Here is a 12561-nt window from a genome sequence, read left to right as displayed (position 1 = left end):
ACGGCATCCAGGCCCAGGAATGGGCGCTCGACGCCGTCCACACCCGCCAGGCGTGGCAGACCACCAAGGGCGCGGGGGCGACCGTCGCCGTCCTGGACACCGGCGTCGACGACCGGCACCCCGACCTCAAGGGGCAGGTGCTGCCCGGCAAGGACCTCATCGGTTTCGGCGCCGAGCGCGGCGACCGCCCCTGGGCCCGGCACGGCACCGCGATGGCCGGCATCATCGCGGGCAGCGGACACGGCGCGGGGGACAGCGAAGGCGTGCTGGGCGTCGCGCCCAAGACCAAGATCCTGCCGGTGCGGGTGATCCTGGAGGACGGCGACCCGCAGCGCGCCAAGGCGCGCAGCTCACGGGGCGGCGCGCTCGCGAAGGGTATCCGCTGGGCCGCCGACCACGGCGCCGACGTGATCAACCTGTCCCTGGGCGACGACAGCGCGTCGGCCCACCCCGAACCCGCCGAGGACGCCGCAGTGCAGTACGCGCTGCGCAAGGGCTCCGTCGTGGTCGCCTCCGCGGGCAACGGCGGCGACAAGGGCGACCGCGTCTCCTACCCGGCCGCCTACCCCGGCGTGATCGCGGTGACCGCCGTCGACCGCTACGGCAACCGCGCCGCCTTCTCCACCCGCCGCTGGTACGCCACCGTCGCCGCGCCCGGCGTCGACGTGGTCATAGCCGACCCCGACAAGCGCTACTACGAGGGCTGGGGGACCAGCGCGGCCGCCGCCTTCGTCTCCGGCGCCGCCGCCCTCGTCCGCTCCGCCCACCCCGATCTGAGCCCGCGCCAGGTCCGGCAGCTGCTGGAACAGACCGCCCGGAGCCGCCCGTCCGGCGGCCACAGCGATGAGCTGGGCGCGGGCGTGGTGGACGCCGCGGGGGCCCTCAAGGCGGCGGCGAAGATGAAACCCGAGCCCCAGCAGCCCGCCGCCGCGGCGGCGTCACGGCGTTTCTTCGGCTCCGGCCCCGGCCGGACCGGCGCCTCCGGCGACGAGGGCGGGGTCAACGGGACGGCGCTGTTCGCCGCCGTCGCCGGGGCGGGCCTGGTGGCCGCCGCGATCGTCCTGTGGCGTGGCTCGGGCCCGCTGCGCGTCCCGCGCGCCCTGCGGCGACTGCCGCGTACGCGCTGAGCGCGCCGGGCGCCGTCGACGGGGCCGTACGCCGGGCGCCGTCGACGAGGCCGTACGCGCCGGGCGCCTGACGACTCGTACGCGCCGAGCACCTCGTACGCGCTCCTACGCCCGGAGCGTCGCGGCCGCGCCCACGGCGGCCCGCGCGGCTTGCTCGACCAGGGCCACGCCGGTGTTCATGTTCTTGCTGCCGTCGGAGAGCACCGCCACCAGATACGTCCGCCCGCTCGCGGTGACCTGGCCGATGCTGTTGACGTCCCACAGCCCGGTGGTGCTGCGCGGCAGCCAGCCGTTCTTGAGCCGGGTACCGGCGCCCGCGTCGGCGGCGGCCGAGACACCCCAGTCCTGGCCGGTGGTGACCCGGCCCATCAGCGCCCGGATGTACGCCTGGGAGTTCGCGTTCAGCGCCGAGCCCTCCCCGAACACCGCGCGCAGCAGCCTCAGCTGGTCGGTGGCGGTGGTCCGGGTCAGCCCCCACAGCCCCGCCCGGCCGCCGCGGGTGTGGGTCAGCCCCAGCCGGTGCTGCGCCGCGTCGAGCCCGTCGGCGCCGCCGATCACCTTCCACAGCGCGGTCGCCGCGCCGTTGTCGCTGTGCTCGATCATCACGGTGGCGGCGTCGCGCTCCTTCGCGGTCAGCCCGCGCCGCTCGTCCTGCGCCTTGAGCAGCAGCGTCGCGAGGATGCCGACCTTGACGATGCTCGCCGTGTCGTACGTACGGCTCCCGTACGCCGCGCTCGCCCCCGACCGGGTGTCCAGGAGGGCCACCGCGAACTCCCCGTCGCAGTCACGCGTCACCGGGGCCAACGCATCGCCGAGCGCCTGCCGCAGCGTACGGGGCGATGCGGCGGGCGGGGCCGGCGATGCCGTCGAAGGTGCCCCGACCCCGTTCACCCGGTCCACGTCGCCTCCCTGGATGCCGCCCGCCGCACACCGCGGACCGGCGCTCGGCCGCAGCTGGGTCCTCGTCGGTGACGTCGGTGCACTGGTGCCCACCCCGCACCCCAGCAGGGTCATCGCGAGTGCCGCCACGACCGCGATCACGGCCGGGCGGCGTGCTCTTCGACCGGGGCCGCGGCCCCGGTCCAGCCCCCCTGACGTGTCGGTCTCCATGGAGGGCGAGGCTAGACGGCCCCGCCGCCCGACGGGGGACAAGGTGATGAACAACCCATGAGAAAGACCTCACGGCGGCCCCGATACCCTCATGGAGTGGCGCTCAAGAACATTCCCGACCCCGGCTTCTCCGACGACGACGGCACCGCCGACGCCCGCCTGACCGCGGCGCTCGCCGCCTGGGCCGACGACCGCACCGCCGAACCCGAGGTGCTGGCCGCGCTCACCGAGGCGCGGCTGCTCGTCCCCGTGGTCGCCCTCCTCGGTGAGGTGGAGGAAGGGCCGCCCGAGGGGCAGCGCGAAGCCTCCACTGAGGGCGGTGGTGGGCGACGGGTGGGCGGTGGGCGACGGGCGGGCGGACTGCGCCGCGAGAAGACCAGCGACATGGCCGTGCCCACCCTGGAGGCCCCCGGCGGCCGCCGCGCCCTGCCCGCCTTCACCTCCCTGGAGACCCTGGCCCGCTGGCGCCCGGACGCCCGGCCCGTCGCCGTACCGCTGCGGCAGGCGCTGGAGGCGGCCGCGCACGAGAAGGCGGACACCCTGGTGCTGGACCTCGCCGGACCGGTGCCGTACCAGGTCACCGGGCCCGCGCTGCTCGCCCTCGCCGAGGGTCGGACCAGCACGGATCCGCTCGCCGACCCCGCGGTCGCCGAGGCGGTGCGTACCGTGCTGGCCGCCGAACCCGAGGTGGTGCGCGCGCATCTGGCCCCGGCCGCGGACGCCGACGGGCTGCTGGCGCTCGCCCTGGTCCCGCACGCCCCGGCGCGCGAGACGGCGCAGCGGGTGGCGGGCGCGCTGGCGGCCGACGAGACGCTACGGGCCAGGCTGGTGCGCGGGCTGAACCTGGCGCTGCTGCCGCCGGACGCGACGGTGCCTGGGGAGCCTCTCTTCAGCCGCTGACACCGGCCCCGATAAACCACCGCTGACCTGCGACGGAACGGTCACCGGCAGGCGAAATCTCCCGATACGCCCCACAATGCATAGGGCAACTGGCGGTCCGAGCGATGCGAGGAGAACGCCATGGAGACGAGAACGGTCGTATCGGAGTTCACCGGAACCGCGCTGCTGGTCCTCTTCGGGGTCGGTTCCCTGGTTCTGGCGGGCGACTACATCAACGCCGTCGGCATCTCGCTCGCCTTCGGCTTCATCCTCATCGCGCTCGCCTACGCGTTCGGCCGCATCTCGGGCTGCCACATCAACCCGGCGGTCACCCTGGGCATGCTCCTGGCCGGGCGGATCGACATCCGCAGGGCCGCCGAGTACTGGGTCGCGCAGCTGGTCGGCGGGATCGTCGGCGCCGCCGTGCTGTTCCTGCTCGCCAAGCAGGTGCCGAGGCTGCGTACGGACGACGCGTTCGGCAGCAACGGCTACGGCGGCCGATCCCCGGTGGGCCTGGGCGCGGGCGGGGCGTTCCTCGCCGAGGTGCTGCTCACATTCCTGCTGGTCTTCGTCTTCCTCATGGTGACCCAGAAGGTGACGCTGGCCGGGATCGAGCCGGTGCCGGTGGGGCTCGCGCTCGCCGCCGTCAACCTGGTCGGCATCCCGCTGACCTGGACCTCCGTCAACCCGGCGCGCAGCCTCGGCCCGGCGCTGTTCGCGGGCGGCGGGGCGCTCTCCCAGCTGTGGGTGTTCCTGATCGCGCCGCTGGTCGGCGGGGTGCTCGCGGCCGTCGTCCACCGGTTCACGCAGCTGCACCCGGCGGGCCAGGCCGAGGAGGAGCAGGCGACGGAGCCGCGGACCGGCCCGTGGGGGCGGATGCGCGGCGGGCACCGCCCCGAGGCGGGCGGTCCCGAGGCCAAGGGCCCGGAGGCGGCATGACCCCGGGGGCGGTCCGGGCGGTATCGCTCGTCCCTGCCCGCCGTCGGGCGGGCAGGGCTCGCGCCCCGCCCGTATGACAGAAGCGTCAGAAGACCGGGCCGGTGAACTTCTCGCCGGGCCCCTGGCCCGGCTCGTCCGGGACGGCCGACGCCTCACGGAAGGCGAGCTGGAGCGACTTGAGGCCGTCCCGCAGCGGGGCCGCGTGGAAGGAGCTGATCTCGGTGGCGCTCGCCGTGATCAGACCGGCGAGCGCGCTGATCAGCTTGCGCGCCTCGTCCAGGTCCTTGTGCTGCGGGCCCTCCTCGGCCAGCCCCAGGTTCACCGCCGCGGCGCTCATCAGGTGCACCGCGACCGTCGTGATCACCTCGACCGCGGGTACGTCCGCGATGTCCCGGGTCATACGGTCGAAGTCGGGGGCCGGCTGCCCGCTGTTGGCGTCGCTCATGGTGGTCGAAGGCTCGCTTCCTGGTGGATGATGGGCTCCACCCTAGGACGCCGCCCGTCGGCCGCTCGTACCGGTCGGGGGAACCGGGAGTGTGACATGGACGACGGGTCCCGTCGCCGTCCCGCCGACCGCCCGGTGAGCATCCCGCGCGGGTCCTGGTATCGTAGGTAAACGACCGGCCGGTCACTCGCGTGTCCGGCCCACAAGTGGAGGCTCCGAACTCCCACCTCCCGACCATTTTGGGTCGGCAGGTCAACGGTCAGGCTGCGCCCCGCGGTGACATCGCGGCGGTGCTCCCGGTCAGTGAGGAGCCCCGCCTGTGTACCGTCCGGGGTGTTTTGTGCTTCTCGGCTCGGTGGTCTCTATACAGACGTAACGCGGCAGTCCGCCAGGCGGTCGCGTGGTGCAACCGAGGAGGATCCATCAGCGCCGAGCCCCGCATCAACGACCGGATTCGCGTCCCCGAGGTGCGACTCGTCGGTCCCAGCGGCGAGCAGGTCGGCATTGTGCCGCTTGCCAAGGCCCTGGAGCTTGCGCAGGAGTACGACCTCGACCTCGTCGAGGTGGCGGCGAACGCTCGCCCGCCGGTCTGCAAGCTCATGGACTACGGAAAGTTCAAGTACGAGTCGGCCATGAAGGCCCGTGAAGCGCGCAAGAACCAGGCGCACACGGTCATCAAGGAGATGAAGCTCCGGCCGAAGATCGACCCGCACGACTATGACACCAAGAAGGGTCACGTCGTCCGGTTCCTCAAGCAGGGCGACAAGGTCAAGATCACGATCATGTTCCGTGGCCGTGAGCAGTCCCGGCCCGAGCTGGGCTTCCGGCTGTTGCAGCGGCTCGCTGAGGACGTCCAGGACCTGGGCTTCGTGGAGTCCAATCCCAAGCAGGACGGCCGAAACATGATCATGGTTCTCGGTCCGCACAAGAAGAAGACCGAGGCGATGGCCGAAGCCCGCGAGGCGCAGGCCGCCCGCAAGGCCGAGCGCCAGGGCGTCGGCCACGCGGAGGAGACCGCCGAGGAGCCCGCCGAGGCGTGACCGCGAGGCGCGAGCCTCGACCGCCAGCCCCGCCCGGGACCCCGGTTCCGGACACCAACCGAAACACATGACGCTTCCGTACGCCGGATCGCGGTACCCCCCGCGCCTCCGGCCGCCCGGAGAGCGCCCCGACGAGGAGTGAACGGCGACATGCCGAAGAACAAGACGCACAGCGGTGCCCGCAAGCGATTCAAGGTCACCGGCTCCGGCAAGGTCATGCGCCAGCGCGCCGGTCGCCGCCACCTTCTCGAGCACAAGCCGTCGACGCTGACGCGCCGCCTGGAGGGCAAGGTCGAGATGGCCCCGGCCGACGCCAAGAAGATCAAGAAGCTTCTCGGCAAGTGACGCACCCGCCCCGCCGACCCGGCGGGGGGTGCGCCAGGCCGACCGGGACCTATTCGTTTCCGGGCCGCGTGAGTCACCCGCGGCCCCGTACAAGGAGTTAACAAGTGGCACGCGTCAAGCGGGCAGTCAACGCCCACAAGAAGCGCCGGGCGATCCTCGAGCAGGCCAGCGGCTACCGGGGCCAGCGCTCCCGCCTGTACCGCAAGGCCAAGGAGCAGGTCACCCACTCCCTGGTCTACAACTACAACGACCGCAAGAAGCGCAAGGGCGACTTCCGGCAGCTGTGGATCCAGCGCATCAACGCCGCTGCCCGCGCCAACGGCATGACGTACAACCGCTTCATCCAGGGTCTGAAGGCCGCCAACATCGAGGTGGACCGCAAGATCCTCGCCGACCTCGCGGTCAACGACGCCAACGCGTTCGCCGCGCTGGTCGAGGCGGCGCAGAAGGCGCTGCCGAGTGACGTCAACGCCCCGAAGGCGGCCTGACCTCACGCCGACGGACCCGCAGGTGCCCCTGGGCACCTGCGGGTCCGCGCGTGTAGGCACCCCCGCCGCGGCCTTGCGGGCGTCGTAGCCGGGCGCGGCGTCCGCCGGTGCCCCTGGCGTTTCGCCGCCGGGTGCGGCCCGGTGGCCGGGTGTCGGCGTCCGCCGGTGCCCCCTGGGGCATCGTTGCCGGGTGCGGCCCGGTGGCCCGGTTGTGCCCACCCGTTCCGCCCCGCGGAACGATTGCCCACAACCATGTGACAACACAGAAGGCGCACCCATGGCGACCCCCGAGCTGACGTCCCTGCGATCGCCGCGCGTCACCGCGGCCAGACGGCTCGCCAAGCGCAGCTTCCGCGGCAAGGAGCGCCGGTTCCTCGTGGAGGGCCCGCAGGCCGTCCGCGAGGCGATCGCGCACCTGGTCGAGGTGTACGCGACGCCCGAGGCCGCGGCCCGGCACACCGGCATCGTCGAGGCCGCCCGCGCCTCCCGCATCCCGGTCCTCACCGCGTCCGACGACGTGATCGCGGAGATGTCCGACACGGTCACCCCCCAGGGCATCGTGGGCCTGTGCCGCTTCCTGGACTCGCCGTTCGAGGAGATCCTGCGGGCCCGCCCCCGGCTGGTCGCCGTGCTCGCGAACGTCCGCGACCCGGGCAACGCCGGAACCGTGCTGCGGTGCGCGGACGCCGCCGGGGCGGACGCGGTGGTGTTCACGGACGCCTCCGTGGACCCGTACAACCCCAAGGCGGTGCGCGCATCCGTGGGCTCGCTCTTCCACCTCCCGGTGGCCACCGGCGTACCCGTCGAGGAGGCCGTCGACGGCCTCCGCACGGCCGGGGCGCGGGTGCTGGCCGCTGACGGGGCGGGGGAGCGCGACCTGGACGAGGAGCTGGACGACGGGGTGCTCGGCGCGCCCACCGCCTGGATCTTCGGCAACGAGGCGTGGGGCCTGCCGGAGGCTACCCGCGCACTCGCGGACGAGGTGGTGCGCGTTCCGATCCACGGCAGAGCCGAGAGCCTCAATCTCGCGACGGCCGCCGCCGTGTGCCTCTATGCCTCCGCTCGTGCGCAGCGCGCTCCCACAGGGTGCCGTTCCGTGACCGGGACCTAGTAGGGTTTGCCCCCACACGAGGCCCAGGAGGGGGTGTGGGGATGGACGTCAGGACCTCCGGCGCCAGGGCGGCTGCGGCCGATGCCCACGCGCCCGGACGTACGCTGCCCGGCCCCGGCGGACACGACCGCCGGGACCCCGGCACGGAGCGCGAGCGCGGCGCGGGCGCGCACGACTCGTACGGGGCGCACGACCCGTACGAGGCGCTGGCCGCGCTCGGCCTGCACCCGGACGATCTGCCCGACGGCCTGGTGGTGGCCGATGAGACGGGCCGGGTCACCTGCTTCAACGCGGCGGCGGGCCGTATCACCGGGACCCGCCCCGCGGACGCCCTCGGCCAGCGGCTGGAGCGCGCGCTTCCGTTAGAAGACCTGGACGGCCGGCGCTGGTGGGCGCTGACCGATCCGTACGGAGGGCTGGCCACCCGCGTCGGCCAGCCCGAGCGCAATCTGCTGTTGCCCGGCGGTCATGAGGTCCTGGTCTCGGCCCGTTACGTACGCGAGCGGCCGACCGGACCCGTGCGCCGCCTCGTTGTTTCCCTGCGCGGTACCGAGGCCCGGCGGCGCACCGAGCGCAGCCATGCCGAGCTGATCGCGACCGTGGCGCACGAGCTGCGGTCCCCGCTGACCTCCGTGAAAGGTTTCACGGCCACCCTGCTGGCGAAGTGGGAGCGGTTCACCGACGACCAGAAGCGGCTGATGCTGGAGACGGTCGACTCCGACGCCAACCGCGTCACCCGCCTGATCGCCGAGCTGCTGGACATCTCCCGGATCGACTCCGGCCGGCTGGAGGTGCGCCGTCAGCCGGTGGACGTCGCGGCCGCCGTGCGCCGCCATGTGCAGGCGCTCACCTCGGCCGGACAGACCGCCGAACGGTTCCTGATCAAGGTGCGGGGCCCGCTGCCCGGTCTGTGGGCCGATCCGGACAAGATCGACCAGGTGCTGGGCAACCTGCTGGAAAATGCGGTGCGGCACGGTGAGGGAACCGTCACCATCGAGGTGGCCCCCGCACCGCACCGGCCCGCGGCGGACGGCCCTGTCGTCGAAAGGACCGCCATCACCGTGAGCGACGAAGGTGCCGGTATCCCGGAGGAGTCGATGAGCCGCGTCTTCACCCGCTTCTGGCGGGGCAGCAAGCGCGGCGGCACCGGCCTCGGGCTCTACATCGTCAAGGGCATCGTCGAGGCGCACGGCGGGACGATCACCGTCGGACGGGCCGCCGGGGGCGGCGCCGAGTTCCGATTTACGTTGCCCGTGGGCACCCCGGCCTATCTGGCCTGACCGTCCCCACGGGCTTCCCGCGCAACAGCGGACACCCCGCGCCCCTTAGACTCGGGCTTTGGCACCTTTGGCGTCCCCTTCGTGGTCGCTCTCTGGTCGCAAGCGTCGCAGCGGTCGAGTGGGGTCGCGCAGCCAGCCAATCGGAAACACGGGAAGAGATGTCGGCACCCAATAAGTCGTACGACCCTGTCGAGGTCGAGGCACTGAAACCGGAAGAGATCGCCCGGATGCGGGACGAGGCGCTGGACGCCATCGCCGCCGCGGGGGATCTCGAAGCGCTGCGCGAGGTGAAGGTCGCCCACACCGGCGACCGCTCGCCGCTCGCCCTCGCCAACCGCGAGATCGGCGCCCTGCCGCCGCACGCCAAGGCGGACGCGGGCAAGCGCGTCGGCCAGGCCCGCGGCCAGGTGACCCAGGCCCTGAAGGCCCGGCAGGCGGAGCTGGAGGCGGAGCGCGACGCTCGGGTGCTGGTCGAGGAGGCGGTGGACGTCACGCTGCCCTACGACCGCACCCCGGCCGGTGCCCGCCACCCCATCACCACGCTCTCCGAGCGCATCGAGGACGTCTTCGTGGCCATGGGCTACGAGGTGGCCGAGGGCCCGGAGGTCGAGGCCGAGTGGTTCAACTTCGACGCGCTCAACTTTCCGCCGGACCACCCGGCCCGCGAGATGCAGGACACGTTCTTCGTCCGGGGTGCCGACAAGGATGAGCCGTCCGGGGTGGTGCTGCGTACCCACACCTCGCCGGTGCAGATCCGGTCGATGATCGAGCGGAAGCCCCCGATCTATGTGATCTGCCCGGGCCGCACCTTCCGCACCGACGAGCTGGACGCCACCCACACCCCCGTCTTCAGCCAGGTCGAGCTGCTGGCCATCGACGAGGGTCTGACCATGGCCGACCTCAAGGGCACCCTCGACCACATGGTGCGGGCGCTGTTCGGCGAGGGCATGACCACGCGGCTGCGGCCGAACTTCTTCCCGTTCACCGAGCCGTCCGCCGAGATGGACATGCGGTGCTACGTGTGCCGCGGCGAGTCCGTCGGCAACCCGGACCGCCCGTGCCGCACCTGCTCCAGCGAGGGCTGGATCGAGCTGGGCGGCTGCGGCATGGTCAACCCGCGGGTGCTCATCGCCTGCGGCGTCGACCCGGAGAAGTACAGCGGGTTCGCCTTCGGCTTCGGCATCGAGCGGATGCTGATGTTCCGGCACAACGTGGAAGACATGCGAGACATGGTCGAGGGTGACGTGCGCTTCACCCGGCCCTTCGGGATGGAGATCTGATGCGGGTCCCGCTTTCATGGCTGCGGGAATACGTCGACCTGCCGGCCGGTGAGACCGGCCGCGACGTCCAGGCCAAACTCGTCGCCGCCGGCCTGGAGGTCGAGACGGTCGAGCAGCTCGGCGCCGGCCTCAAGGGCCCCCTGGTGGTCGGCCAGGTGCTGACCATCGAGGAGCTGGAGGGCTTCAAGAAGCCGATCCGCTTCTGCACGGTGGACGTCGGTCAGGCCAACGGCACCGGTGAGCCGCAGGAGATCGTCTGCGGCGCCCGCAACTTCGCCGTCGGCGACAAGGTCGTCGTCGTGCTGCCCGGTGCCGAACTGCCCGGCGGCTTCGCGATCTCCGCGCGCAAGACGTACGGCAAGACCTCGCACGGCATGATCTGCTCCGGCGACGAGCTGGGCATGGGCGACGACGGCAGCGGCGGCATCATCGTGCTGCCGCCGGAGTCCGAGGTCGGCACCGACGCGATCGAGCTGCTCCAGCTCGTCGACGAGGTCCTCGACATCGCGGTCACCCCCGACCGCAGCTACTGCCTGTCGATGCGCGGCATCGCCCGTGAGACCGGCATCGCCTACGCGCTGCCGCTGCGCGACCCGGCCCTGCTGGACGTGCCCGCGCCCAACAGCCACGGCTACCCGGTCAAGGTCGCCGACCCGGTCGGCTGCGACCGCTTCACCGCCCGCACGGTCACCGGGCTCGACCCCGAGGCGCGCTCGCCGATCTGGCTCCAGCGGCGGCTCCAGAAGGCGGGCGTGCGGCCCGTCTCGCTCACCGTCGACATCACCAACTACGTGATGCTGGAGATCGGTCAGCCGCTGCATGCCTACGACCGCTCCCGGGTGACCGGCGCGATCGGCGTGCGCCGTGCCGAACCGGGCGAGAAGCTCACCACCCTCGACGGCACCCAGCGCGTCCTGGACGCCGAGGACCTGGTCATCACCGACGACAGCGGGCCCATCGGCCTCGCCGGAGTCATGGGCGGCGCCAGCACCGAGATCGCGGACGTCGCCGAGACGGCGGGCACCACCGAGGTCGTCATCGAGGCCGCGCACTTCGCCCCGGTCTCGGTCGCCCGCACCGCCCGCCGCCACAAGCTGTCCTCCGAGGCGTCCAAGCGGTTCGAGCGCGGCGTCGACCCGGAGGCCACCTCCGCGGCCGCGCAGCGCACCGTCGACCTGCTGGTGCTGCTCGCGGGCGGCACCGCCGAGGCGGGCGTCACCGAGATCCTCTCGCCCGGCGCCCCGCACACCATCACGCTGAGCGCCGACCACCCCGACAAGGTCGCGGGCGTCGCGTACGGCCGCGAGACCGTGGTGCGGCGCCTCCAGCAGATCGGCTGCGACGTCTACGGCGCGGACGACCTCACCGTCACCGTGCCCAGCTGGCGGCCCGACCTGCGCGACCCGAACGACCTCGCCGAGGAGGTCATCCGGCTGGAGGGCTACGAGAACCTGCCCTCCACCCTGCCGCAGCCGCCCTCCGGCCGCGGGCTGACCGAGCGCCAGCGGCTGCACCGCCGGGTCGGCCGGGCGCTGGCCGGGGCCGGTTACGTCGAGGCGCTGAACTACCCGTTCATCGGCGAGGAGGTGCTGAACCAGTTCGGTCTCGCCGCCGACGATCCGCGGCGCGACCTGGTCCGTCTGGTCAACCCGCTCTCCGACGCCGAGCCCGCGCTGCGCACCACCCTGCTGCCCGGACTGCTCGCCGCGCTGCGGCGCAACGCCGGGCGCGGTGAGCACGACCTCGCGCTCTTCGAGACCGGGCTGGTCTTCCGCGCCACCGGCGACGAGCCCCCGGCCGTGCGCCTCGCCGTCGACCACCGGCCGACGGACGAGGAGATCGCCCAGCTCGACGCCGCCCTGCCGAGCCAGCCGCGCCGCGCCGCCGCCGTCCTCGCGGGCGACCGGCAGCAGGCCGGGTGGTGGGGCGAGGGCACCCCGGTCAGCTGGGCCGACGCCGTCGAGGCGGGCCGTACCGTGGCGCGCGAGGCGGGCGTCGAGCTGATCGTCCGCCAGGACCAGCAGGCCCCCTGGCACCCGGGCCGCTGCGCCGCGCTGCTCGCCGTCGTCGACGGCGAGGAGATCCTCGTGGGCAACGCGGGCGAGCTGCACTCGCGCGTCACCAAGGCGCTCGGCCTCCCGGAGCGCACCTGCGCGATGGAGATCGAGCTGGACCGCCTGGAGCGGGCGGGCGGCGGCGCGGTGACGTCCCCGCACGTGTCCACCTTCCCGGTGGCCACGCAGGACGTCGCCCTCGTGGTGGACGACTCCGCCGCCGCGGCCGACGTGGAGAAGGCGCTGCGCGAGGGTGCGGGCGAACTGCTCGAATCACTGCGCCTGTTCGACGTCTTCACCGGTGAGCAGCTGGGCGAGGGCAAGAAGTCGCTGGCGTACGCGCTGCGCTTCCGTGCGCCGGATCGCACGCTGACCGCCGAGGAGGTTGCGGTGGCTCGCGATGCGGCGGTGGCCTCGGCGGCCGAGCGCACCGGGGCTGCCCTGCGCGGCGCCTGACGTTGTA

The 12561-nt window shown here is 73.1% G+C and carries 12 protein-coding genes; 10 read left to right on the top strand and 2 right to left on the bottom strand.

Annotated features, from left to right (window positions below; translation table 11 throughout):
- The coding region (mycP, locus tag SSOG_RS08650) for a type VII secretion-associated serine protease mycosin (protein ID WP_009713833.1) at window positions 1–1127 on the top strand (1127 nt) is incomplete at its 5' end.
- 105 nt (window positions 1128–1232) lie between these two features.
- Here the strand turns inward: mycP and SSOG_RS08645 are convergent.
- Window positions 1233–1922: a serine hydrolase gene (locus SSOG_RS08645; RefSeq protein ID WP_245606251.1), complete on the bottom strand. Its 690-nt coding sequence runs from the start codon at window positions 1920–1922 to the stop codon at window positions 1233–1235.
- 411 nt (window positions 1923–2333) lie between these two features.
- Here SSOG_RS08645 and SSOG_RS08640 point away from each other — a divergent pair, with 411 nt between their 5' ends.
- Window positions 2334–3137 (top strand): SseB family protein, encoded by an 804-nt coding sequence (locus tag SSOG_RS08640; RefSeq protein WP_009713831.1) that lies wholly within the window; start codon window positions 2334–2336, stop codon window positions 3135–3137.
- 120 nt (window positions 3138–3257) lie between these two features.
- Window positions 3258–4055: an MIP/aquaporin family protein gene (locus SSOG_RS08635; RefSeq protein ID WP_009713830.1), complete on the top strand. Its 798-nt coding sequence runs from the start codon at window positions 3258–3260 to the stop codon at window positions 4053–4055.
- A gap of 85 nt (window positions 4056–4140) precedes the next feature.
- Here SSOG_RS08635 and SSOG_RS08630 read toward each other — a convergent pair whose 3' ends face one another.
- Window positions 4141–4500, bottom strand: a complete 360-nt coding sequence (locus SSOG_RS08630; RefSeq protein WP_009713829.1) for a DUF1844 domain-containing protein — start codon at window positions 4498–4500, stop codon at window positions 4141–4143.
- Between the two features lie 422 nt (window positions 4501–4922).
- Here SSOG_RS08630 and infC point away from each other — a divergent pair, with 422 nt between their 5' ends.
- The 7 genes from infC (at window position 4923) to pheT (ending at window position 12554) form a co-directional block, all read left to right on the top strand.
- Window positions 4923–5540, top strand: a complete 618-nt coding sequence (gene infC / locus SSOG_RS08625; RefSeq protein ID WP_078510580.1) for a translation initiation factor IF-3 — start codon at window positions 4923–4925, stop codon at window positions 5538–5540.
- Between the two features lie 150 nt (window positions 5541–5690).
- The gene (gene rpmI, locus SSOG_RS08620; RefSeq protein WP_009713827.1) at window positions 5691–5885 is read left to right on the top strand and encodes a 50S ribosomal protein L35; all 195 of its coding nucleotides are present in this window, start codon (window positions 5691–5693) and stop codon (window positions 5883–5885) included.
- A 104-nt stretch (window positions 5886–5989) separates the two neighbouring features.
- Complete coding sequence (gene rplT / locus SSOG_RS08615) at window positions 5990–6373, top strand: 50S ribosomal protein L20 (RefSeq protein ID WP_009713826.1); 384 nt, start codon at window positions 5990–5992, stop codon at window positions 6371–6373.
- A gap of 277 nt (window positions 6374–6650) precedes the next feature.
- Window positions 6651–7484 carry a TrmH family RNA methyltransferase gene (locus SSOG_RS08610; RefSeq protein WP_039936947.1) on the top strand — a complete coding sequence of 278 codons (834 nt, stop codon included), beginning with the start codon at window positions 6651–6653 and terminating at the stop codon, window positions 7482–7484.
- Window positions 7485–7525: 41 nt separating this feature from the next.
- Window positions 7526–8764: a sensor histidine kinase gene (locus tag SSOG_RS08605; RefSeq protein ID WP_009713824.1), complete on the top strand. Its 1239-nt coding sequence runs from the start codon at window positions 7526–7528 to the stop codon at window positions 8762–8764.
- Between the two features lie 158 nt (window positions 8765–8922).
- Window positions 8923–10044 (top strand): phenylalanine--tRNA ligase subunit alpha, encoded by a 1122-nt coding sequence (gene pheS, locus SSOG_RS08600; RefSeq protein WP_009713823.1) that lies wholly within the window; start codon window positions 8923–8925, stop codon window positions 10042–10044.
- Complete coding sequence (gene pheT / locus SSOG_RS08595; protein WP_009713822.1) at window positions 10044–12554, top strand: phenylalanine--tRNA ligase subunit beta; 2511 nt, start codon at window positions 10044–10046, stop codon at window positions 12552–12554. Before pheS ends, pheT begins: the two co-directional genes overlap by 1 nt.
- The last annotated feature ends 7 nt before the right edge of the window (window positions 12555–12561 follow it).

It is taken from the genome of Streptomyces himastatinicus ATCC 53653 (genome assembly GCF_000158915.1).
In the GTDB taxonomy this organism is placed as follows: domain Bacteria; phylum Actinomycetota; class Actinomycetes; order Streptomycetales; family Streptomycetaceae; genus Streptomyces; species Streptomyces himastatinicus.
The sequence above is the reverse complement of the archived record's forward strand: the minus strand, read 5'-3'. Positions and strand labels throughout refer to the sequence as shown.